This window comes from Pontibacter brevis (genome assembly GCF_054779655.1).
Genome location: NZ_BAAGXV010000012.1, coordinates 62202 through 85563, shown reverse-complemented (window position 1 = coordinate 85563; position 23362 = coordinate 62202). Strand labels below are relative to the sequence as shown.

The following is a 23362-nucleotide window of genomic DNA, read 5'->3' as shown; positions in this document are numbered from 1 at the left end:
ATACTTCCCTCCGGGCGAAGCCTGCAGAACCTGTAAAGCAGGCCTGCTTAACGACGGCCTTCCGTGTTCACTCCTTCGTCTTTGATAAGTGTGCGGAGTTGTGCGGCCTGCTCTGTTGTTACGTTTACACCGTGCACTTCCCGGGCATGCTGGCTTGCCTGGTTCAGAACTTCTTCGTCACTCTCAGCACGAATGACACCATTACAGTCGAAACCGGCATCGCGGCAGTTTAATCTTTTCATGGTCTTGGATATTATAGGTTGAACTAGCTTTTCTTCTTAAATGTGTCGCTTCATACGAACCTGCCAGGGTAAGCATGCATAAGTGCCGGCAAAGCCGCAGGGTATTCACGGAATCTATGTTTGTACCCCAGACGGTGCTGGGTTTTACACTCCTCCTGCCTGTTAAGTGGCCAGGAGAAACTCCATATCCCGATGATACTCATCTACATATACCCGTTAAAACTTTTAAAAGTTATACTAATCAAATAAATATTTACACCGTACAACTTAACGCTATCAATAACTTGGCAATAGAAAATATTTTGAACGCGCTGCATCCATTCTCACAGTACAATAAAAAAGCGCCCCCCAATGCAAGGGCGGCGCTTCTGATTGTGAAACTGTGCTTTACCTTAATTTATTTTTATTGCTCAGACTGCTTTATCTCATCCAGTTCCTCCATGTCTTCCTCAGTCAGTGAGATGGAAAGCGCCTTGTAGTTTTCTTCCAGGTGCTTTACCTTGGATGTACCGGGTATCAGCAGGATGTTGGGAGACCGGTGCAGGAGCCAGCTGAGGGCAACCTGGTGTGCAGTGGCGTCATACTTCTGCCCTATCTCCTGCAGTTTCTCTACAGCCCCTAAATTACCGGCGTTGATCGGGTTCCAGGGAATAAAGGCAATGTCGTGCTCTGTACAGAACTCCACCTCATCTTCCCACTTCCTGAAATCGACACTGTACTTGTTCTGCACCGACACCACGTCAAAGTATTCCTGCGCCTGCTCTATCTGCTCTATCGTTACCTCTGAAAGGCCAATGTGTTTGACCAGCCCTTCTTCCTGCACCCGCTGCAGGAACTCAAGTGTTTTTTCATACGGTACATCCGGGTCTACCCTATGCAGCTGGTACAGGTCTATGCTGTCCACCTTCAACCGTTTCAGGCTACCTTCCAGTGCCTCCTGCAGGTAATCTGGGTCTGCTTTGATATGCCATTCATTCGGGCCGGATCGGGTTAGTCCTCCCTTGGTGGCAATCACCAAGTCCTTCGGGTACGGATGCAGCGCCTCGGCTATCAGCTCCTCCGAAACATGAGGACCGTAGCTGTCTGCGGTATCTATAAAATTGATACCCAGCTCTATGCTCCGCTTCAGCACACGGATCGCTTCGTCGTGGTCTTTCGGTGGGCCCCAGATACCTTCCCCCGTTATGCGCATCGCCCCGAATCCCATCCTGTTAATGGTGAGGTCTCCTCCGATTGTATATGTTTTTGAAATTGTTTGTTCGTTTGCCATAGTATATGTCGTGAATTTTAAGGTTGCCCCCTTTTGTACGGGTGCAGTGGCTGCTTGTTAAAAAATTTCCTTTCAGTACTGTCTCCCCCGGAGGATGCTGTGGGGTATCAGAAAAACAGGCAGGCCCTGCGCAAGAGGAAGGTTGTTGATGCAGTTCAACCGGGCAGGAACTAAAACAGGACTGAAGCAATAAACAATCTTTGCCATTGTATCAGCAAAGAATGTAGTGCATCTTGCATCTCCGAACATTTTCATATAAGACTACTATGCAATTCAAATACATCCAGTTTGCGGCAGCCTTCAGCCTCTTCTGCTTAAGCTGTACCTCCGTTAGAAACAACACAGGCAGTGCTGCCGAATTACCGGCAACGGCACTGCAGCCATACGGGAGGTACACGCTGAACGAGGCGCAAAACCTGGAGCTGATAAGTTCTGCCATGCATTTTGGCTATACATTTGAGGGAAACGAAAGTCAGCTGTATGCATCCATCCCTGGTGGCAGTGGGCATAACTACCTGCAGTACGAACTGGATGGGGTCTACCAGAAAAGAGTAAGAGTATCCGGCAGTTCGGCTGCGCCAATTATTATCAAAGCCCCTACGGGAGGCAGGCATACGGTGTGGGTGTACAAAGCAACCGAGGCCCATACAGGACCTGTTGCCATTGAAAAAGTAACTGGCCAGAACGTGCAGGCTATTCAAAAACAGGCTGCACCGGTCATTGAGTTTATCGGGAACAGCATTACCTGTGGGGCAGCAGCTGATCCGTCTGAGGTTGCCTGTGGCACCGGCGAATACCACGACCAGCACAACGCCCTGATGGCTTACGGCCCGAGGGTTGCAGCTGTTGTGGGCGCCAATTACATTATCAGCTGTGTGAGTGGCATAGGCGCATACCGCAACTGGAACAGCGACGGCCCCACCATGCCACAGGTGTATGAGAAAACCGATTTCCGGGACAACAGCACGCAACGCTGGGATTTTGGCACCTACACACCGCAGGTGGTGAGCATTGCGCTGGGCACCAACGACTTCAGCAACGGCGATGGCAAAAGAGAAAGACTGCCCTTCGACAGTACCCGGTTTATTAACGAGTATGTGAAATTTGTACAGCTGGTTAAATCAAAATACCCACAGGCTCAGATAGCGCTGCTGAGTAGCCCGATGGTAAAAGGAAATAACAGGCTTGTCCTCCAAAATGCCTTGGCAGCGGTAAAGGAACAGATAGACGCCAGGTATCCTTCTGACAAACCGGTGGCCTTGCATTTTTTCCAGCCCATGCAGGCAAGCGGTTGCACAGGGCACCCAAGCGTGGAGGAACATGCTGTACTGGCCCGGGAGCTGGTGCCTTTCTTTAACCAGCTCCTGCAGCAGGGCACGTAAAGCAGTTGGCTGTTTATGCATACAGGAGCCACTCTCTTTCCAGAGCGTGGCTCTTTTTTTGAAAGAGGGCCTGTTGGTTTACAACACTCTTGAAATAAGGAGCCTCAACCTTTTTTTCACTGTCTGTTCCGGTGTCACACCAAGGTGCCAGAAACACCAAACCTTCAAATAATTATAAACATACAAGCAACAACAGCTACAGCTTCTTCTTTTATTTATAATTAAAGTATTATATCGGTATATAACACTGCTTCTTTGGAATTTTGCCATATCCTTGACAATCCCCTCTTATATATGTAATTTAAAGAACTTTTAGATAGCAACTGTCGTTAATTTTAATATCTCTTTAATGTTTCTGGTATTTAGAGGTTGACTTTGCATTGGCGAAGTGTCAATTATAGACTTAGAAAAGTTATATATTATATCAACAAGCTTCATCATCCTGAAGTTTGTCCTCATATGACTTGTACAATACTGCCCGGTATCTGATTCTGTCCCGATTGACACCTCGTGCACAATCCTGGGAATCTCTAGAGCCTGATCAAAACCATACTATTCGACCATGAAGAACAAGACAAAGGCCTTACCTGTTAAACTTATCTTACTTGTTGCACTATTTATAGCGGGGTGTTCGGCCGAAAGTCAGGTGGTGAATCAAACAGAAACAAAGCAGGTACTGCCTGTTACCCAGATCATTTCGAAAGACACCGTGCTGCACCACGAATATGTGGCCGACATACAGGCCGTCCAGAATGTGGAGCTTCGGGCGCGGGTACCCGGCTTCCTTGAAAAGGTATATGTGGACGAAGGCCAGGAAGTAAAAAAGGGCCAGCTCCTCTTCAAACTCAACGACGAAGAATACAAAGAAGAACTGGCAAAAGCACGGGCAAACCTACAGAGTGCCCTGGCCGAAGCGAAAGGCATAAAGCTTGAAATTGACCGGCTGCGGATGCTGGTAGATAAAAACGTCATATCCAAAACAGAAATTGACGTAGCCAAAGCCAAGCTCGATGCGGCTAACTCCCGGATCGCAGCCGCTCGTTCTACTGCTTCCAATGCAGCCATCAATTTATCTTATACCAGCATTCGGGCCCCCTTCGACGGCATCATCGACCGCATCCCCCACAGAACCGGAAGCTTGATTGACCATGGCACCCTCCTGACCACTGCCTCTAACATCAGCGCCATCTTCGTCTACTTTAATGTTTCTGAAAACGAATACCTGCAGTATATCAAAACACGGGCAGAAGACCCTGAGAAAGAAAACAACAAAGTCAGACTGGTGCTCGCCGATGGCAGCCCTTACCCCTACGAAGGAAAAATCGAGACCGTGGAAAGTGAGTTCAAATCCGGTACAGGTTCCATTGCGTTCAGGGCCCGGTTCCCGAACCCTGACAAGACCCTGAAACACGGCGCCTCCGGTAATATTGTGCTTTCTAATGCAGTTGAAGATGCGGTACTGGTGCCGCAGAAGGCTGTATTCGAGATCCAGGACAAGAACTATGTTTTCCTGGTTGACTCAGCAAACCAGGTCAGCATGAAAAGTTTTGTTCCCCGCACCCGCTTCTCTACTTTCTACATAGTAGAGTCCGGGCTGAAGCCGGGCGACAGGATTGTGTTGGAGGGAATTCAAAGTGTAGAAAGCGGCATGACCATAACGCCAAAACCAGTGGGCATGGATAGCCTGGTAGCCGCCACCCTGTAATTGTTTAAAATTTAGAGAAGATAGCTTTAGAAGAAGATAGAATGTTTGATATTTTTATACGAAGACCGGTACTCTCCCTTGTCATCTCCCTGTTTTTTGTACTGCTGGGAGCACTTGCCTTTTTTACCTTGCCTGTGGCCCTTTTCCCGGATATCGCCCCGCCTTCTGTTTCCGTGAGGGCCAAGTACCGCGGTGCGAACGCCAGTGTGGTAGCCAACACAGTTACCACTCCGCTCGAGAAAGCCATCAATGGTGTGCCGGGCATGACGTATATGTCTTCGGTGTCCAGTAACAGGGGTACGGCCTCCATTAAAGTGTATTTTGAAGCCGGCAAGGACCCCGATCTGGCAGCTGTAGAAGTTCAGAACAGGGTAACTACGGTGGTAAGTGACTTACCGGAGGAGGTAATCAAAGCCGGGGTGACCGTGGAGAAAGAGGTGGAAGGCCTGCTGCTCTACATCAACGTGATGAGCGAAGACCCGGAGCTGGACGAGAAGTTCATCTACAACTTTGCCGACCTGAACATTCTGCAGGAACTGAGAAGAGTAGACGGTGTGGGCTTTGCAGAAATCATGAGTACCAAGGATTACTCCATGCGTGTGTGGCTGAAGCCGGACCGTATGACGGCTTACAAGGTTTCCACTGACGAGGTCATTAAAGCTATCCAAACCCAGAACATAGAGGCTGCCCCGGGTCAGCTGGGTATCAGCTCCGGCAAAGACCCACAGATGCTACAGTATGTGCTGCGCTACACCGGCAAGTTCTATGAGCCTGAGCAGTACAACAAACTGGTGATAAGGGCAAATGAGGATGGTTCGGTGCTCCGCCTGGGAGATGTGGCAGACGTAGAACTAGGTAACCTGAACTATGGCCGTATCTCTAAAACGGATGGCCGCCCTGCCGCCTCGCTCATGATCATTCAGCGTCCGGGTTCCAATGCCCGGGATGTCATTAACCGGGTAAAGGAGCGAATGGCAGAACTGAAGGCCAGCTCCTTCCCTCCCGGCATGGAATATAAAATCACCTATGACGTTTCCCGGTTCCTGGATGCCTCCATCGAGAACGTACTCACGACGCTCCTGGAGGCATTTATCCTCGTGTTCATCGTGGTGTTTATTTTCCTGCAGGACTTCCGCTCTACCCTCATTCCGGCACTTGCCGTGCCTGTGGCGTTGATTGGTACCCTGTTCTTTATGGAGCTGATGGGCTTCTCGCTTAACCTGCTCACCTTATTCGCGATGGTGCTCGCCATTGGTATTGTAGTGGATAATGCCATTGTGGTGGTGGAGGCGGTGCATGCCAAAATGGAAGAGGAACACCTGCCGCCGCGGCAGGCTACCTTTGCGGCCATGCATGAAATAAGCGGAGCCATCCTGGCCATTACACTGGTGATGTCGGCGGTGTTTGTGCCGGTGGCCTTTATGTCAGGCCCCGTAGGTGTTTTCTACCGCCAGTTTTCGCTCACACTGGCTGTGGCCATTGTGATATCGGGTATAAACGCCTTGACACTGACGCCCGCCCTCTGCGCCATCATCCTGAAAAGCACCCACAACGAAAAAAAGAAAAAGAACCTTTTGCAGCGCTTCTTCGGCGGGTTTAACCGGGGCTACAATGCCTTTGCCATGAAGTACAAAAACAGCATCGGCTTTCTGGCCGGCCGCAGGATGATTACGGTGGCGATGCTCCTTTTCTTCTTCGCCGCCACCTGGGGAATCGCCACGGTGCTGCCTACCGGTTTTATCCCGACAGAAGACCAGAGTGTGGTATACCTGAATGTGACTGCCCCGGCCGGAGCTACCGTGGAGCGTACGGAGCGCGTATTGGATGCTATCAACCAGAACACAAAAGATATCAAGGAAGTGAAATCGTTCACCTCCCTGGCTGGCTACAGCCTCTCTACCGGTTTGTCGGGCGCCTCCTTTGGTATGGGTATGGTGGACCTGGCACCATGGGACGAAAGGGAAGCTTCCATCCATGAAACCATCCGGAAGTTAGAAGACAGAACAAAGCATATTACCGATGCGCAGATTAGTTTCTTCCTTCCCCCAACCGTGCCGGGCTTCGGTAACTCTTCTGGCTTCCAGATGAAGGTACTCGACCGCACCGGCAGCGGCAACATGCAGCGGATGGACCAGGTAACAAAGCAGTTTGTGCAGGCACTGGAAGCTGCCCCTGAAATTACGGGCGCATTCTCGGAATTCGACCCGAACTTCCCGCAGTACATGCTACATGTAGACCAGGACATGGCTGCCAAAAACGGGGTGACCATTGAACAGGCCATGAGCACCCTGCAAACGCTGATTGGCGGTTTATATGTTTCTGATTTTGTGCGCTTCGAGCAGATGTATGATGTAATGGTGCAGGCTGACCCCAGCTACCGCGCAAGACCGGAAGATGTGCTGAAACTGCAGGTGAAAAACGACAAGGGGGAAATGGTACCCTACTCCACCTTCATCAGCATGGAAAGAGTGTACGGACCGGAGCAGCTCTCCCGCCACAACATGTATACCTCGGCTAAGGTAAAAGGTGGTCCTGCCCCCGGCTATAGCAGCGGTGATGCCATCGCTGCGATTGAGCGGGTAGCTGCCGAGACACTGCCACGGGGCTACACCTACGACTGGTATGGCATGACGCGGCAGGAGGTGTCGTCCGGGCAGGAGGCGATTTACATCTTTATCATCTGTCTTGTATTTGTGTACCTGTTGCTGGCCGCCCAGTACGAAAGCTTCCTGCTCCCCCTGCCGGTTATCCTTTGTTTGCCTGCCGGTGTGTTTGGTGCCTTTGCGGCCCTGCACCTGCTCGGGCTGCAAAATAACGTGTATGCGCAGGTGGCGCTTATCATGCTCATCGGTTTGTTGGGTAAAAATGCTATACTGATTGTAGAGTTTGCCGTGCAGCGGCGGAAGGAAGGCTTGTCGGTACTGGAGGCGGCGGTAGAAGGCTCTTACGCCAGGCTCCGCCCTATCCTGATGACCTCCTTTGCCTTTATCGCCGGTCTGATACCACTTTGTATGGCCACAGGTGCCGGTGCCCTGGGTAACAGGTCCATTGGTACGGCGGCTGCCGGAGGTATGTTTATCGGTACCATCGTCGGTTTGTTCCTGATTCCGGGGCTATATGTTCTTTTTGCAAAGATGATGGGTAAAAAGAAAGCCAGGCAGAAGCCGGAACCAATTACAGAAGAGATAGAAGAAGTATCCGTTTCCCATAATTAAGTTAAACCACTTTATGTCATTTGATAAATTTTTAAATAAAAACATATACTTCTTTTTCCTGCTGACGCTGATAACGAGCTGCAAGGTTTTTGAGCCACCGCAGCCATCACAGCTGCCGGCTACGGTGAAAACGCCGGATACCTTTATCGGCAACACTGTCGATAGCACCAGCCTGGGAGACGTCTCCTGGAAGACTTTTTTTAATGACAAGTACCTGGTTGGCCTTATTGACACAGCACTCCGCAACAACCCGGATCAGCTGGCAGCGATTCAGCGAATTGAGATGGCACGGGCCAACTACAACATTGCCAGCGGCGCGATGCTGCCCTCGCTCGATGCCCGCTTCAGAGCCCGTTCCGGCAACATCTATAATAACCTGCTCAGCGGCACTATATACGGTGACCGGAACACCGTAACCCAAACCCAGAACCACTTCCTGGGGCTGCAGAGCACCTGGGAAATTGACTTGTGGGGAAGACTGAAGAACCGTAAAAAAGCCGCTTATGCCCGTTTCATCGCCTCCGAGAAGGGGCAGCACCTGCTTACCACAACCCTTGTGGCCGAGATTGCCCGGCTCTACTACGAACTCCTGGGCCTCGACAATGAACTGGAGGCCATAGAGAAAAACATCGAACTGCAGGAAACAGCCTTGGAGATCATCAAGATCCAGAAAATTGGTGGCCGGGCCACCGAGCTGGCCGTGCAGCAGTTTCATGCGCAGTTGCTGCGCACCCAGAGCCTGGGCTATGAAAAACGGCAACGGATTACCGAAGTAGAGAACCAGATTAACCTGCTGCTAGGCCGGTACCCGCAGCCGATTGCCAGGGGCGAGTCAATTTTATTACAACATTTGCCTGTCGTTGTAGATGCAGGTGTTCCCTCGGACCTGCTGCTTCGCAGGCCCGACATACAGCAGGCGGAACTGGAGCTGATAGCGGCCAAAGCAGATTTGGAGGCAGCACGGGCAGCTTTCCTTCCTGCTTTTACCATCACGCCCTATGCCGGTGTGCATACCCGCCACCTCCCCTCCATCTTCAACACACCTGAGTCTTTGGTGATGGGTTTCCTGGGCGGACTGACAGCCCCAATCTTCCAGAACAGGGTTATCCGATCTGAATTTAACCGAAACGTAGCACTGAATAAAGAAGCCTTCTATGCGTATCAAAAGAGCGTTCTGACGGGCTACCAGGAGGTGGTCACTAACTTGCAAAGGATAGAAAACTATAAGAAAGCGTACGCGCTAAGGCAGGAGGAGGCAGAAGTGCTCATGAACGCGGTCAGCACCTCCAACGACTTGTTTATGGCGGGGTATGCCTCCTACCTCGAAGTAATTACAGCGCAGGGAAGCGTGCTGCAGGCTGAACTGGGCAAGGCGAATACCCGCAAAGAGATATTTCTTGCCGTCATTGATTTGTACCGCTCCCTGGGCGGGGGCTGGGAGTAACAGAAGCTGCGCACTATTTTAAAGGTTGGTGTTTCAGTTTCAGATAACTGAAAAGCTGTCGATTTATAATCTGAAACAGTTAAGCTGAGATTTCGCAGTCTGCACCAGGAAGCAGGGTAATCTGCAGTTCAGATTACCCGTTATGATAGGCATTGGTCGTATGATGACGGGTACCGCTTTTTCGGCGGGCAGCATCAACACTCCATATACCGGCACCATGCGCGGCAATGTAGAGGAACAGGAAACAGTACAGTACCGCCTTCTCCCCTTCGTTCGTGACGGGGTTCCAGCCCTGTGGGGCGTGCGCCATAAAAAACGCCACCGCCATCTGACCACTGGCAATAAAGGCAGCCCAGCTGGCAAATACCCCAAAGGCTATCATCAGACCGCCAACAAATTCTATGATTCCAGCCAGACCCATCATGGAGACGAGTTCCACGGTGTTGCCGTCACCTGGCCAGCCAAACAGTTTCTGAGAGCCATGCATGGCAAACATGATGCCTGCTACAAATCGTAAAACAGCAAAGAGGTGCGGGCTATAGTTTCCTAAAAATCTATCCATTCTTATATTTTCTTTTTACAGTTGAACAACTTAAAACATTTAAACAGCTATAAAGCAGGTATTTAAATATTGCATTTAACGTATACTTTTGTATAAAGTTAATGCCTGCCTGCCTCCGCCCTCCCACTGTTCTGGTAGCAAGAAATTTTGCTAAACCTAAGCGGAGTTCTGGCCCGGCATTGTGGTTTTTCCTGTCTCTCCACTATCTGAAGGTTCGCAACATCCTTTTTTTAAGGCCTGCCACTTACAACTCACCCCCTGCTAAACACAAAACCATCATCTCCTACGGCTACTCCTTTCAACCTGCATATCGGAAAAACCAAACTTTTACGGCCCAATATTTGTATATACAAGTATAGCCCCGTTTCAGAAGACACACATGATGCTTCATATTACGAACGAAGGTGTCGGGGCTTATACCAATAGAACCAACAGATAGAAAAACGGAATGAAAGATAAAACTTTACAATTACGCTTACCTCAGCTCCTTTCAAGTCTTATAGTACTGCTTTTGCCCTTACTTGCAGCAGCTAACAGCAACACACCTCCCATCACCGGCTACTCCTCCCCTACTGCCGACGGCAATGAGCCGGCCAAGTTCGACAGTGATTACATACAGCAGTACATCGGCACCGAACAGGAGTTCAGGCACCACCTGAGCCTGGTGAAACAGTTTTACAAGGACCGGGAGTACCAGCTGGCCTGGTTTCAAGACAACAAGCTGATTCCCCAGGCTGATAAGCTGATGCAGGCAATAGATAAGGCGCACAAAGAAGGCCTTAACCCTAGGGATTATAAAGTTAAAAACCTGGGCCAGATGTACCAGGCGTATGAGGCCATACCCGCATCGGACAATAGAAAGCAGCAAAAGAAGCAGGAACTCGACCTTGCCTTAACTGCCTCATACTTTAATTTCGCTTCCGATTTTTATAAAGGAGCCGTAGACCCGCATGATGCCGCTGCCATTGAATGGCAGGTAAAGCGAAATAAAATAAAGCTGAACAAGGCCCTGGAAGCAATTCTGCAGGAGAGAGAAAGCACTTATCCGTATTATGAATTTGAAGCCCTGCACGAGGGCTACCTGAAATTGCGTGACGCCCTGGTACAGTACCGCCAGATACAGGAACGCGGTGGCTGGCCGAAGGTAAACGGTGAAGGCATCGTGAAGCTGAACGATTCGGCCAAAGTAGTGCTGGATGTGCGGAGGCGCCTCTTGCCACAGCAGCAGGTAAATGAACAGGACTCGGTGCTTTATGTGTATGACCAGCAGGTAAAAGACGCTGTGATGAAGTTCCAGAAGCAGCACGGGCTGGTAGTAGATGGCGTCCTGGGTCCGCAGACCTACCAGGCACTCAACGTGCCTGTAGAAGAGCGCATCGACCAGATAGTGCTGAACATGGAACGCTGGAGATGGCTGCCAAAGCGCCTTTCGCCGGAAGGCAAACCTGACCGCTATGTGATGGTGAACATTCCTGCCTTCAGGGTAACGGTCATGGAAAACGGTAAGGAAGCCCTGCGTATGAAGGTCGTAGTCGGTAAAACCATGCATTCTACACCTGTTTTCAGCCACCAGATCCAATACCTCATGTTTGCGCCCTACTGGAATGTGCCAAACAGTATTGTGGAGGATGACATCAAACCGCATCTTCAGGAAAACATAAACTGGCTCGAGAGCCAGAACATGGAGATGGTTACCACATTTGGTCCTAACGCCCGGCGGGTACCTGTCAGCCGTGTAAACTGGAACACCATGACCCAGCATAATTTTGAATACCGTATCCGGCAGCGTCCGGGCCCGAACAACTCCCTGGGGCGGGTAAAGTTCATGTTCCCGAATGAGCATGCCGTATACCTGCACGATACCCCTGCAGACCATTTATTTGATGAGCGCGACCGTGATTTCAGCCACGGCTGTGTGCGGGTAGAACGCCCTGCAGATCTGGCTACCTACCTGCTTCAGAACAAACCCGGCTGGGACAAAAGCCGCGTGCTGCGTGCAATGAATGGCAGGCAGCAGCAGCGTGTAAACCTGGAGGAAAGCGTTCCGGTATACCTTGTGTACTTTACGACCTGGGTAGAGGACGACGGAACAGTACACTTCCGGGATGACCTGTACGGCCACGACAATGCCCTGGCACAACAGCTGTTTTAAGGCTGAAACATATTGAGCTTCCGGGGAATTTCATAGCCCCGGAAGCTCATCCTCATGAAGAGGCTACAGGATGCAAACCGAAAAATGAGGTGTCGACAATTGCAGGAGAATAGTGTAAAGGATATCTTAGTGGTTTCTCTGTAAAGGAAAGCATGGATATACCTCATGCCCATTGACCACTCGCTATCACTTAACCAACATACATGGACAAAAACATAAAGCAATACGCCATAGGAGTAGATATTGGCGGCACTAATACTAAGTACGGCATCGTAAACCACCGCGGGGAAATCAGGAACAGCGGTAGGATGTCTACCAGCGCATACGAGACAGCCGAAGCATTTGTAGAGGCCCTGTATGGTGCACTACTTCCAGCCATTGAGGAAGTAGGCAGAGAAAACATCAAAGGAATTGGTATTGGCGCTCCTAATGCTAATTATTTCACCGGGTCCATAGAACATGCCCCTAACCTGAACTGGAAAGGCATCGTGCCTTTCGCCAGCATGATTAGCGGGAAATTTAACATGCCTTGCGATATCACCAATGATGCCAATGCCGCAGCAGTAGGTGAAATGATGTATGGTGCGGCAAGAGGTATGAAAGACTTTATTGTGATCACGCTGGGTACCGGAGTAGGCAGTGGCATTGTGAGTGGCGGCAGCTTGATTTACGGCCATGATGGCTTTGCTGGCGAATTGGGGCATACCATTATCCGCCATGGAGGCAGAAAGCACTGGTCTACCGGGCTGGTCGGCACCCTGGAAGCCTATGCGTCTGCTACTGGCATCGTGATGACAGCAAGGGAGATGGCCGCGGCCTCAGAGAATACGTCGTTGCTGCACAGCTGTGTTCCGGAAGCCATTGATTCTAAAATGGTATTTGAGTGTGCCGAGAAAGGTGATGAACTTGCGCAGGAAGTATACCGCTACACGGGCCAGATACTAGGTGAAGCACTTGCCAACTTTGTGATGTTCTCCTCCCCGGAGGCCATTATTCTTTTTGGCGGTGTGACCAAAGCCGGCGACATGCTCATGCGCCCTGTGAAGGAACATATGGAAAAGAACTTACTGGCTGTTTTCAGGAACAAGGTGCTCCTAACGTTTAGTGAATTGAAAGAAGCCGATGCTGCTATCCTGGGCGCCAGTGCTCTGGTCTGGGCAATGAAACGGGGCTGATTCCAAACTATTGCTCTAACACCTGCTTCCTGAACAGGAGGCATGAAAGCAAATAAAAGCAAGCTGTGACAAGTTTAGAGGTGACACCAGGAATTATCCGGCAGCAGGTGCCCGCTTTGCCACAGCTTGCTTTCCTGTTTCCGCCAAGTGCTACTCCCTGGGCAAGCTCATTTTTCATATTTAAACCCCTACTCTGCGCGGCAAACTTCCCATACAGGAGCCTGAGGTTATGCTTTTCTAAATTCTGAGCACTGCTCTGAATCCCTGGAACCTCATCGCCAGCACTCTTTCTTTTTGAATTTCCGCCTTCAAAAATGAAACTTGAGCATGCGCTACATTGTAAATCATCCTTGCAGAAAGGCCTTTTAACTTATTTCAGGCGCTGCCGCTTTTACCATGAACCGTTTTCTTTCTAAAGACTTATCCCTCCGGTTACTCCGTACCATCCAAACAGGCTCCTACCCTTCGGTTTATGATCAGGAGAAACATCGGATTATTTTATTGGACGGAGCAGGAAACGAGCAAGTGTATTTCAGGCTGCCCATTGTGCTACCGCCTCCGGGCAAAGGCTCTTCAGAAGAAAAACAGCAGGTAAATTATGTTATTGTGCTTATCCAGTCCGGGAACTGCGCCCTGGGGTATTTCGAGAACGGCCTTAACCTGGACCATAAAGTGTTCCGCTCCTATATGGTGCGGAAAAAGCAAGGCAAAAGCCAGATAAAATACCTCAAAACCAAAGGCAAGTCGCGAGCCGGCTCCAGGGTTCGCTTAGGAGAAACAGTGGAATTTTTTGAGAACATCAACGAACGGCTGCAGGAGTACTTTGAAGAAAATGAAATTCACCGCATCGCCATCAGCTGTTCTAAAACGCTCATCCCTTACTTGTTTAACTCAAAGGTCTCCACTCCCTTCGGTAAAAGCGACCCACGGCTATTGAAGATCCCCAAACACATTCATACGCCTACCTACGAAGTGCTGCTGGATGCAAATAAATTCCTGCTGCGGGGCGAGTTGATTTATGAGGAAGCCCGGCAGGCTTTGGTAGATGAGTTACTGGGGGAATCCGGCGACCTGCCTTACGATGCAGATGATTTTAATGAGGATGATGACACGGATGACTTGCCATACTAACTCTATTCCTTCTCTTCCTGCCCCTTTTATTTTGAGTATTCTCAGTCGGGTTTCCTCCACCCACATGCTAAAGCTTTAAAAAGGCTCTTTTTTTTCTGATTTTAATATCTTTTTAAATTAAAAAAGTTATACTTTTATTAAATAACGTATAACAGGAATAAATTATGTTATCATAATTGCAGCAATGGATTGTTAAACATCTTTTTAACTCCTGTTTGTTATGGATAGCAACGTCATAGTAGCAATTATCAGTGCCATAGCGGGTATTATTACCGGCCTTGTTCCACATTTCCTGGATAAAAGGAAAGAGCGGAAAAACAAAGAGGAGGAAATTGAAAACAAAGACCAACTCTACAAATTTGTGTATGTAAAAGTTATTCACTTAACCCGCAAAAAAGAGGGGCGCTCTTCTGTATATGAAGCCTTTGTGAAACGTTTAAAGAAAAAAGTAAAGGTATTTGACGAATATCATTACTTCCGGCTCAATGTATTCCACACCCCCCAGAAAGAATATTATACTGAAAACAGGTCTAGCGGAGTGGTTGACTTACAAATACTGCACCCCTGGCAAAACAACCTGCAGTTCACAGACCAGGCAGCAGAAAAGGTAGAACAATATATATCGCAAAGTATACCCGGCCCATCCAGCGTGTTCTTCACAAAATGTATTTTCTATAATGGCCTTCAGCAGGAAAATGAAGACATTGGAATAAAGATGGAGCAGAATACGGATGAAGCCCGTATTATAGTGGATTTCTCTTCGCTGCCAAATTATGAAAGATTTTTGAAAGAGCGTCCTACAGCGGTACTGCGTTCAAAAGCACCGAATCTACAGGACAACAAGGAAATCAGTGTTCATACCGACTACCCCGGTTTTTTTTCCGTTCGGGAGACAAATCTAAAAAAGGAAGACGTTATATGTATGAGTTTCGTGTTCGACTGGAACGTGATTGATCAACCCCGTCAACTTGAGCCAGTATGAAAACTTACATATTCGGGTACGGCTCCCTAATCAGCGCAGCCAGTGCGGGCAGAGCGCTTCAACGTGAGATAACTTTAGAGGATATGGAGCCTGCGGTAGTAAAGGGCTGCAAAAGAACCTGGACACTGCGGGAACAGGTATTTTCTGAAAGTTTAGGTAAAACCATATCGGCTGCATTCCTGGATCTCACAGCAACACCATCGTCCTGGGTGAACGGAGTCCTGTTTGAGGTAAGTGAGGACGAACGGCTCTATTTACAAAACAGGGAAAAGAATTATAATGAAGTAGACATCACCTCCTCCCTTCAGGCACCCGGTATCGTTCCTCCAGGCCATGAGGTAAGGGCATTTACTTTTATTGCCAAACCAGAATATCAGGTAAAGCAAACCATGGATGATCTGTATGTCATGGAAAAATACCTGCAACTGGTAGCTGCCGCCTGCGTTGCATTTGGCCCTCAGTTCGAAAAAGACTATGCCGCTTCTACGGAAGAAATCAGGTTCCCCGTTTTAGCAGGAAACTACACCTTTGTTGATCTACAACAGCGCAAATATGTTTAGCAAAAAGCCCCGAAACAAAGTGTCTGTTCCGGGGCTTTTGATTTTATGCACAGAAGATTACTCAGTACCTATTGTTCTGGGTTTACCAGCGGGTTCAGCCTGGTGTAACCGGTAACTGAGGGTCAGGTTAACCTGCCTTCGCCGCCCCTGGTTTTCACTGCTGGTATAAAACGTCACGCCCTCTGCACTTTCGCCACGGAAAACAGACCGGTTGATGCGGGTGTTAAACAAATCCAGGGCATTCAGCGTAATGGTGCCATTCCTGTTCAGTATGGTTTTGCTGATGCCCAGGTCGAGGTAGTACAGGGCTTTCTGGCTACCCTGCGGTGTTTTCTGGGGAGCTTCGTAGTTGCCCCGCACCTGTACATCAATAGCCCTGGGAAGCGTAAACCGGGAGGTGTGGCGGGTAAACCAGCTGTAAGTGTCGGTACTGAAGTTTTCTTCGAAATTACTGCCATCGATAATGGCACGGAAGAAGTTAAAGCTATGGTCAAATTTCCACCAGGTGGTGGGCGTAAAAGAGCCTGTGAATTCAGCCCCGAAGGCATCTTCTGCTGCCAGGTTTTCCGGTCGTAAAGCCGCTACTCCCTCACTGTTTACCCGCCGGATAGTGGTTATTTTATCTGTAGAGCGCCGGTAGAACAAAGAAGAAGAAAGAGAACCTGTTTCAAAATACTTGATGTGCCCGAGGTCGAAGGCGTTTGTGTATTCGGGGTCAAGGTTAGGATTACCACCCATCACGTTCCTGCTGTCAGAAAAGGTAAAATAGGGGCTTAAGTCAAAATACACCGGCCGGCGCACTCTCCGGCTATAGCTGATTTGCACAGCGTTTTCCTTCGGTAAGTTGTAGGTGAGGTGAGCACTTGGAAATAAATTGGTATAGCGGCGCGGGTTCTCCTCGTTTGTTTCCTGAAGAGTGGTTTTGACATCGGTGTGCTCGGCACGCAACCCCACCTGGTAAGACAGCTGCTTCGTTTTATTTCCCAGTATTCCGTATGCAGCGTTAATGTTTTCATTGTAAATAAAGTAATTGTCCAGCCCGGGCAGTGGGGTTATTTCACCGGCGGCATTTTCATCGCCTACCAGGTAGTCGTTTACCATGTCCCGGAAACTGCTTCTTACGCCCACCTCCAGCTTGCCGCCCTCGCCGAAGGGTTGCACGTAATCCACCTGGGTCAGGTACTGCTTTTCATACTCATCGTTCAACGACCGCTGAAACAAAGCACTGGTGGCGTCATGTATGCCATCGGGTGAGAAGGTATTCTGTATGTAAACCTGGTTTGAGCTTTCCCAGTAATCCAGGAACCGGAAATCAGCATTCAGCTCCTGCCCTTTTCTGGCAAAGGTCTTTTTGTAGCTAAGGGCATACTCTGCATTCACTTCCTTTTCATCTTCATCCTGCTTGCGGGCAGTGTAGCTCTGTAACTGCTGCTGGCTGCCTGTATAGTCTTCGTAGCGGATATGGCGGATGCGGTTGCCATCGCTCCTCCGGAACATATAGGAGGCAGTCAGGATGCTGGTCTCTGTGAAAAAATAATCTGCCCCGCCCCGGATGTTGTTATTAAATCCCCGAAGCCGGGTATCATACGTTTGCCTCGAAACAGAGGTGGATGTGTCCGTGGTCAGTTCCTGGTAAAGTGATCCCCGGCTGGGCGTAATGCGGTAGGCCAGGCCGTAGTTTATGAAAAAGTTTATTTTTTTATGGCGGTAGTTTACGTTGGCCGCACCTCCGTAATTGGCAGGCTCCCCTCCAATGGCTTCAAAAGAACCGTTGAACCCGCTTTTACGCTCTTTCTTCAGGACGATGTTAATAATGCCTGACATGCCTTCTGCTTCGTAGCGGGCCGAAGGGTTGGTGATGATTTCAACTTTCTCTATCAAGCTGCCCTGTAACTGCTGCAGGCCGCTGCCTCCTTTAAAACTTACCAGTCCAGATGGTTTCCCGTCAATCAGAATACGCACATTGCCACTGCCGCGCAGCTTTACATTGCCTTCTCCATCCACCGAGACGGAAGGTATATTACTCAGGATTTCGCTGGCGGAACCACCGGCATTTGCCAGGTCCTGCCCCACGTTGAATATCTTTTTATCCAGCGACAACTCCATTGAGCTTTTTTCAGCCCGCACCACTACCTCTCCCAGGGCAGTGGCTTCTGCTGCCTGCAGCTTTAACACACCCAACTGGTGGCCTGGCTTACCGGATGACAGTGAGAAGGCCGGGGTTTTCAAGGCTTTGTAGCCCATAAACTCTACCAGTGTATAAAATTCGCCAAAAGGAGCATCCAGCGTAAACACCCCGGCCTCATCCGTAATATTTCCTGATACCAGGCCATCATCAGCGTTTTTGAACAAGCGCACAGTGGCGTAAGGCAGTGGCTCCCCAGTTGCAGCATCTACTACTTTTCCTTTCACTGCATTCTTTTTACCTACCTGCGCAAACGTCATGAGCGGGAATAGAAGGAAGAGCCAAAAAGTACATACAAAGAAGCGCAGGCTTCCTTTCCTCGAAAGTAAAGTTGATATCATCATGGTCAGCTGGTTAGGGATGCTGTTGTTTCCACCTCTTTATTACTCAGCAAAATACAAACTCTTCCTAATAAAAGTACTGCAATGGAGGAATTTATCTCAGGCAAACCTTTCAGCTTCAGCCGCCTTTAGTTGACTGAAGCCCTTGCGCTTACACAAACAGACCTGCTAAAGGCTTATGACCGCAGAAGGCGCTGCTGACGAAAAGAACAGCTGTTGACCTGACAAGCCTGATACTGGAGGTTGAGCGAAAAAAAAGCTTACAGGCTTGAGTGCCCGTAAGCTTTTATAAGATATAGCTTTCTTACTTAGAACAGAATTAAAACCTGCCCTGCCTGGTAACTTTTTAAAGGCTGAGCAGCAGGTTGGCCTGCAGAATGGACTCGTTCAGCCCCTCGATACCTACTACATTGTTCCAGTAGCGCCATTCAGAACCGAGGAATACTTTGCCGGGCTTGCCCCAGGTATTGCCCAGGTCCAGGAACAGCTGTGGTTGCGTTAAATACTGTGTGCTGCCAGGGCCACGGTCCCCGATAAAGTCCATAAAGCCCCGGAACCTTAGCTTTACTTTCTCTGAAACAGGCAAATTAACATCCCAGCTCGGGGTAATCTGGTAGGTGCCGTCGTACTCCTCGCCATGCTGCTTGTAATAATAGGTCTCGAGCTGCAACAGACCGGAGCCAAGAATTCTGAATTTGAAGGCAGGGCCCGCAGTGTACACAAAAAAGTCTTCGGTGCCTCCGAACAGCACGTTTATACCACCTGACAGCAGCACATCACTTATTGGTCCCAGCCTTACCTCCTTGCCGGTAGCGCGGCTCAGGCTCACTTTCGGGTACCACTCCATGTACAGGTTCGGGCTGGCCAGGCTGACATCGTTAAACAAATCCCCGAACACAAATTGCTCAAGGGCACCATAAGAGCCGAAATGCTCCACCGTGATTGTAGCCAGGTCAGCAGGTTGGTTCAGGCTGCGGCCATAAAGCAGCTGCACATTAGAGCCCCCCTGGTAAATTACCTGCGCCTCCGCCTGCCTGTTGACCAACAGTGTGAGGCCAAACAACACCAGCAACAGCGAGAATCTTTTATTGAAGGAAATACCAGATTTGGTAAAATTAGAATACATGTAGAAATGGATTGGGTTTTAAAGCTAAAATAAGCCGCAAAGGTAAATCCTGTAATCTACATCTGCTACTACCGCAAAACATTTCATCTGCATTCATCTTGTTTACACCTCTTAAACCTGGTCGAATGAGAAACAAACTGTCTGAATCCTCCCTCATTTTCTAAAATCACCTAAAATAAATACGTTTCAATTTCCAGCAAGGAAGCAGCCCCGATGGCAGATACTAAACACTGATAATTACGTCTTTATAAAATGACTAGCGTCATTTTATCGGCAAGGGCAATTAATGATTTTTGCAGAGAACAACCCAGGAAACAGACAACCTTAACCTTTATTAAAATGGCAAAAATCAGTCAAAACCAATTTGCTGGAAAAGTAGCACTGGTAACCGGTGCATCTTCTGGTATCGGAAGAGCAACAGCCCTGCAATATGCACGGGAAGGTGCGAAAGTGATAGTTTCAGACATCCAGCACCCGAAAGGAATGGAAGTGGTGGAAGAGATAAAGCAAAACGGTGGTGGCGCCATCATCAACAACTCCTCGATCTTAGGCCAGGTGAGCTTTGCAAATGCGTCGGCTTACGTGGCCTCCAAGCATGGTGTTGTCGGTCTCACCAAAACTGCAGCGCTGGAGTATTCCACGAAAGGCATACGCTTCAACGCCGTTGGCCCTGCTTTCATAAAAACACCCCTCTTAGCTGAGGCCGGGATCAACGACGATGCCCAGCAGATGTTAGCAGGCTTACACCCCACCGGCAGGTGGGAGAATCTGAAGAAGTGGCCGAACTGGTTATATGGCTGAGTTCTGACAAAGCCTCTTTTGTAACGGGCACATACTATGCAGTAGACGGCGGTTACCTGGCACAGTAAACACTTCACCTTCTGAATGTCAGCCATACCGCATTATCCTAATTGTTGTGCTGGCACAGCTGGGGCAGCAAAGATATTCTTATCCATTGCTCAAGGGTCTCTTAAGCACGCAACAACCCACAATTACTTGTAATAAAGCTTGTTTACACCGTAACCCGTAAAGTTATATGATTACGCTTGAAGAAAAAAAGTACACTGGTATGCCTGTAACAGAAGAACAGATAACAGACAAAGAGCCCTTGACAGCAGACGGGCAACACCCGTGGCACAGCCTGGAAGCAGCGGAAGTACTGGAACTGCTGGAGGTGTCTGCAGACAAGGGCTTATGTGACGGGGAGGTAGCAAAACGTAGAAAGCAGTTTGGGCACAACGTCATGACGCCTAAAAAGCGGCAGAGCGCCTTCATGCGTTTTGTGATGCAGTTTCATCAGCCTTTGATTTATATTCTGCTTGCTGCCACCGTGGTCACCATTTTTTTGGAGGAGTACACAGATGCCATTGTCATTTTCGCCGTGGTGTTCATCAATGCAATTATTGGCTATGTGCAGGAGTCGAAGGCGCTGGAGGCGATTGATGCACTGGCCAAAAGCATGACAGCCAAAGCGCAGGTAATCCGCAACGGCAGCAGGCAGGACCTAGACGCACAGGACCTGGTGCCCGGCGACATTGTCCTGATACAATCTGGCGATAAGTTTCCTGCAGATGTGCGCCTGGTCAGGGAGCGGGACATGAAAGTAGACGAATCGGCACTGACAGGTGAATCTGTGGCGGTGGAAAAGAATGCAGAACCAGTACCCGCCGATAACGTGCTGGGAGATCGGCTTAGCATGGGCTTTTCCTCTACTGTAGTTACCTACGGGCAAGGCAAGGGTGTGGTGGTAGCCACAGGAGACAGGACAGAGGTAGGTAAAATACAGCAATCCATTGCCGGTGCCCAGGACCTGGAGACACCCCTCACCAGGAAAATAAAGGAGTTCAGCCACCTGCTGCTGTGGGTTATTCTGGGGCTTTGCGTGGTGGTGTTTGCGGTGGGGCTGCTACGGGGCGAAGACCTGGGCGAAACATTCATGATAGCGGTTGCCCTGGCGGTGGGAGCTATTCCGGAAGGTTTGCCTGTGGCCGTCACCATCATGCTGGCACTGGGAGTATCTAAAATGGCGGCCCGTAAGGCCATTATTCGCAAACTGGTGGCAGTAGAAACACTGGGCAGCACCAGTGTGATCTGCTCTGATAAAACGGGTACCCTCACCGAAAACCAGATGACGGTGCAGCAGATAGTGGCAGGAGGCAAAGCTTACACAGTGAAAGGACTCGGTTACCGCCCTGAGGGAGAAATACAGGAAAATGATCAGATAGTGGATCTGGCGTCAAACAAAGCCCTGGAGCTTTGTCTTAAAGCTGGTATGCTCTGCAACGACAGTTCATTGAAAGAAAAAGAAGGCGCATGGACCATTGAGGGTGACCCAACAGAAGGCGCAATGGTGGTTGCCGCACGTAAAGCTGGCTTCGAGGCAAAGGAGCTGGAGCAGGAACATCCCCGTCAAGACGCCATTCCTTTTGAGTCGGAACACCAGTACATGGCAACCCTGCATGGCGGCACCCACCCCGCTATATACCTGAAAGGCTCTGTGGAAGCCGTACTGGAACGGTGCAACAAGGCCATGCTACCGGACGGTGAGCTAAGCGCGCTAAACAAGGAAGCTATTCAAAAACAGGTAGAAGAACTGGCAGGACAGGGACTGCGGGTGCTGGCTTTTGCCATGGCAGCGGCACCTGCAGGCATGTCTGGTATCGACCACAACGACACCAAGTCAAACCTCATTTTCCTGGGTGTTCAGGGCATGATCGACCCGCCCCGACAGGAGGCTGTGGAGGCTGTAAAGTTGTGCCAGAAAGCAGGCATCAATGTAAAAATGATTACTGGTGACCATGCTGTTACAGCCGCTGCCATTGCCAGCCAGATAGGATTAGAAGGCCGCCAGGAAAAAGGAAGGTTAGTGGCTGTTACAGGCAGGGAACTGCAACAGATGGAGGACAGGGAGCTGGAAGAAGTAGCTGAACAGACCTCTGTTTTTGCCCGGGTGTCCCCGGACCAGAAGCTACGGCTGGTAAAAGCACTGCAGGCCCGCGATAAAGTAGTAGCCATGACGGGCGACGGCGTGAACGACGGGCCGGCGCTGAAGCAGGCGAACATAGGCATTGCCATGGGCATCACCGGCACCGATGTCGCCAAAGATGCCTCCGACATGGTACTTACCAACGACAACTTCTCCTCTATAGAGGGTGCCGTAGAGGAAGGCAGAAGTGTATTTGATAACCTGACGAAGTTTATCGTCTGGACACTACCTACCAACCTCGGTGAGGGGCTACTTGTGCTGGCTGCGGTCATCGCAGGTACGCAACTGCCGGTGCAACCTGTGCAGATATTGTGGGTGAACATGACAACGGCCGTATTGCTGGGCCTGACGCTGGCATTTGAACCGAAAGAACCAGGCATCATGGACCGGCCTCCGCGCCCTTCTGGAGAACCTATCCTGACAAAGGAATTAATCATGCGTACCTTGCTGGTAGGAGTGCTCCTCTTGATTGTGTCTTTTGGCCTCTACCACTATGAGGTAAGACAAGGTGCTCCCACAGCAGAGGCACAGACAGTAGCCACCACCGTATTGGTCGTGCTGGAGTCTTTTTACCTGCTCAGTTGCCGCTCTCTTGTAAGGCCGATGAGGGAAATTGGCTACTTCACCAACCTGTGGGTCTTCTATGGCATTGCAGCCATGCTTTTTTTCCAGGCCCTGTTCATTTACCTCCCTGTCATGAATACCCTGTTCAGTTCAAGCCCACTGGACGTAATGCAGGTGCTGCGCATTTTTGGCGCCGGCGTTATACTGCTCCTCATCGTGACGGTGGAGAAATACTTCAGGTTTAAGAGCAATGCAAAACATGCCTGAGCCGTCACAAAGAAGAGAAAAGAAAGGACAATTACGAGCAACACATCGACACCTCACTTAATGGCCGCATGAC

Annotated in this window: 15 protein-coding genes and 1 pseudogene; 11 read left to right on the top strand and 5 right to left on the bottom strand. The window is 49.7% G+C overall.

Annotation, left to right across the window (positions count from 1 at the left end):
• Positions 1-47: 47 nt before the first annotated feature.
• Together ACYVB1_RS03335 and ACYVB1_RS03330 are read right to left on the bottom strand one after the other, a co-directional pair.
• Positions 48-242, bottom strand: coding sequence for a DUF1059 domain-containing protein (locus tag ACYVB1_RS03335; protein ID WP_460920559.1), 195 nt, complete (start codon positions 240-242; stop codon positions 48-50).
• A 403-nt stretch (positions 243-645) separates the two neighbouring features.
• On the bottom strand, positions 646-1512 hold the full coding sequence (locus tag ACYVB1_RS03330; RefSeq protein ID WP_460920557.1) for an aldo/keto reductase: 867 nt from the start codon (positions 1510-1512) through the stop codon (positions 646-648).
• Between the two features lie 266 nt (positions 1513-1778).
• Between ACYVB1_RS03330 and ACYVB1_RS03325 the strand changes: the two genes are divergently transcribed.
• The 4 genes from ACYVB1_RS03325 to ACYVB1_RS03310 all read left to right on the top strand — a co-directional run bounded on the left by ACYVB1_RS03325 (position 1779) and on the right by ACYVB1_RS03310 (position 9258).
• Entirely contained in the window at positions 1779-2894 is a 1116-nt protein-coding gene (locus ACYVB1_RS03325) for an SGNH/GDSL hydrolase family protein (protein ID WP_460920555.1), read from the top strand.
• 562 nt (positions 2895-3456) lie between these two features.
• Positions 3457-4599 carry an efflux RND transporter periplasmic adaptor subunit gene (locus ACYVB1_RS03320; protein ID WP_460920553.1) on the top strand — a complete coding sequence of 381 codons (1143 nt, stop codon included), beginning with the start codon at positions 3457-3459 and terminating at the stop codon, positions 4597-4599.
• A gap of 41 nt (positions 4600-4640) precedes the next feature.
• Positions 4641-7814, top strand: a complete 3174-nt coding sequence (locus ACYVB1_RS03315) for an efflux RND transporter permease subunit (protein WP_460920551.1) — start codon at positions 4641-4643, stop codon at positions 7812-7814.
• A 13-nt stretch (positions 7815-7827) separates the two neighbouring features.
• Positions 7828-9258 (top strand): TolC family protein, encoded by a 1431-nt coding sequence (locus tag ACYVB1_RS03310; protein ID WP_460920549.1) that lies wholly within the window; start codon positions 7828-7830, stop codon positions 9256-9258.
• Between the two features lie 133 nt (positions 9259-9391).
• Here ACYVB1_RS03310 and ACYVB1_RS03305 read toward each other — a convergent pair whose 3' ends face one another.
• The gene (locus ACYVB1_RS03305) at positions 9392-9820 is read right to left on the bottom strand and encodes a DoxX family protein (RefSeq protein WP_460920547.1); all 429 of its coding nucleotides are present in this window, start codon (positions 9818-9820) and stop codon (positions 9392-9394) included.
• Between the two features lie 511 nt (positions 9821-10331).
• On the opposite strand from ACYVB1_RS03305, the gene ACYVB1_RS03300 reads away from it, so the two are divergent.
• From ACYVB1_RS03300 to ACYVB1_RS03280, 5 genes are all read left to right on the top strand, one after another.
• On the top strand, positions 10332-11972 hold the full coding sequence (locus tag ACYVB1_RS03300; RefSeq protein ID WP_460920545.1) for a L,D-transpeptidase family protein: 1641 nt from the start codon (positions 10332-10334) through the stop codon (positions 11970-11972).
• Positions 11973-12175: 203 nt separating this feature from the next.
• Positions 12176-13147, top strand: a complete 972-nt coding sequence (locus ACYVB1_RS03295; RefSeq protein ID WP_460920543.1) for an ROK family protein — start codon at positions 12176-12178, stop codon at positions 13145-13147.
• Between the two features lie 396 nt (positions 13148-13543).
• Positions 13544-14278 (top strand): hypothetical protein, encoded by a 735-nt coding sequence (locus tag ACYVB1_RS03290; RefSeq protein WP_460920541.1) that lies wholly within the window; start codon positions 13544-13546, stop codon positions 14276-14278.
• A gap of 220 nt (positions 14279-14498) precedes the next feature.
• Positions 14499-15260, top strand: coding sequence for a hypothetical protein (locus ACYVB1_RS03285; protein WP_460920539.1), 762 nt, complete (start codon positions 14499-14501; stop codon positions 15258-15260).
• Complete coding sequence (locus ACYVB1_RS03280) at positions 15257-15820, top strand: gamma-glutamylcyclotransferase family protein (RefSeq protein ID WP_460920537.1); 564 nt, start codon at positions 15257-15259, stop codon at positions 15818-15820. Before ACYVB1_RS03285 ends, ACYVB1_RS03280 begins: the two co-directional genes overlap by 4 nt.
• A gap of 57 nt (positions 15821-15877) precedes the next feature.
• Here the strand turns inward: ACYVB1_RS03280 and ACYVB1_RS03275 are convergent, their stop codons facing one another.
• Both ACYVB1_RS03275 and ACYVB1_RS03270 read right to left on the bottom strand, forming a co-directional pair.
• Positions 15878-18349 (bottom strand): TonB-dependent receptor, encoded by a 2472-nt coding sequence (locus ACYVB1_RS03275; protein WP_460920535.1) that lies wholly within the window; start codon positions 18347-18349, stop codon positions 15878-15880.
• A 343-nt stretch (positions 18350-18692) separates the two neighbouring features.
• A complete protein-coding gene (locus ACYVB1_RS03270) occupies positions 18693-19472 on the bottom strand; it encodes a hypothetical protein (RefSeq protein WP_460920533.1) in 780 nt (259 codons plus the stop codon).
• Between the two features lie 252 nt (positions 19473-19724).
• Here ACYVB1_RS03270 and ACYVB1_RS03265 point away from each other — a divergent pair.
• Together ACYVB1_RS03265 and ACYVB1_RS03260 are read left to right on the top strand one after the other, a co-directional pair.
• Positions 19725-20341, top strand: a pseudogene (locus ACYVB1_RS03265) (SDR family NAD(P)-dependent oxidoreductase).
• Between the two features lie 167 nt (positions 20342-20508).
• Positions 20509-23289 (top strand): cation-translocating P-type ATPase, encoded by a 2781-nt coding sequence (locus tag ACYVB1_RS03260; RefSeq protein WP_460920531.1) that lies wholly within the window; start codon positions 20509-20511, stop codon positions 23287-23289.
• Positions 23290-23362: the final 73 nt, after the last annotated feature.

Coding starts and splice junctions, on each gene's coding strand:
- ACYVB1_RS03335 (WP_460920559.1), bottom strand. CDS start 242: ATGAAAAGATTAAACTGCCGCGATGCCGGTTTCGACTGTAATGGTGTC.
- ACYVB1_RS03330 (WP_460920557.1), bottom strand. CDS start 1,512: ATGGCAAACGAACAAACAATTTCAAAAACATATACAATCGGAGGAGAC.
- ACYVB1_RS03325 (WP_460920555.1), top strand. CDS start 1,779: ATGCAATTCAAATACATCCAGTTTGCGGCAGCCTTCAGCCTCTTCTGC.
- ACYVB1_RS03320 (WP_460920553.1), top strand. CDS start 3,457: ATGAAGAACAAGACAAAGGCCTTACCTGTTAAACTTATCTTACTTGTT.
- ACYVB1_RS03315 (WP_460920551.1), top strand. CDS start 4,641: ATGTTTGATATTTTTATACGAAGACCGGTACTCTCCCTTGTCATCTCC.
- ACYVB1_RS03310 (WP_460920549.1), top strand. CDS start 7,828: ATGTCATTTGATAAATTTTTAAATAAAAACATATACTTCTTTTTCCTG.
- ACYVB1_RS03305 (WP_460920547.1), bottom strand. CDS start 9,820: ATGGATAGATTTTTAGGAAACTATAGCCCGCACCTCTTTGCTGTTTTA.
- ACYVB1_RS03295 (WP_460920543.1), top strand. CDS start 12,176: ATGGACAAAAACATAAAGCAATACGCCATAGGAGTAGATATTGGCGGC.
- ACYVB1_RS03290 (WP_460920541.1), top strand. CDS start 13,544: ATGAACCGTTTTCTTTCTAAAGACTTATCCCTCCGGTTACTCCGTACC.
- ACYVB1_RS03285 (WP_460920539.1), top strand. CDS start 14,499: ATGGATAGCAACGTCATAGTAGCAATTATCAGTGCCATAGCGGGTATT.
- ACYVB1_RS03280 (WP_460920537.1), top strand. CDS start 15,257: ATGAAAACTTACATATTCGGGTACGGCTCCCTAATCAGCGCAGCCAGT.
- ACYVB1_RS03275 (WP_460920535.1), bottom strand. CDS start 18,349: ATGATGATATCAACTTTACTTTCGAGGAAAGGAAGCCTGCGCTTCTTT.
- ACYVB1_RS03270 (WP_460920533.1), bottom strand. CDS start 19,472: ATGTATTCTAATTTTACCAAATCTGGTATTTCCTTCAATAAAAGATTC.
- ACYVB1_RS03260 (WP_460920531.1), top strand. CDS start 20,509: ATGATTACGCTTGAAGAAAAAAAGTACACTGGTATGCCTGTAACAGAA.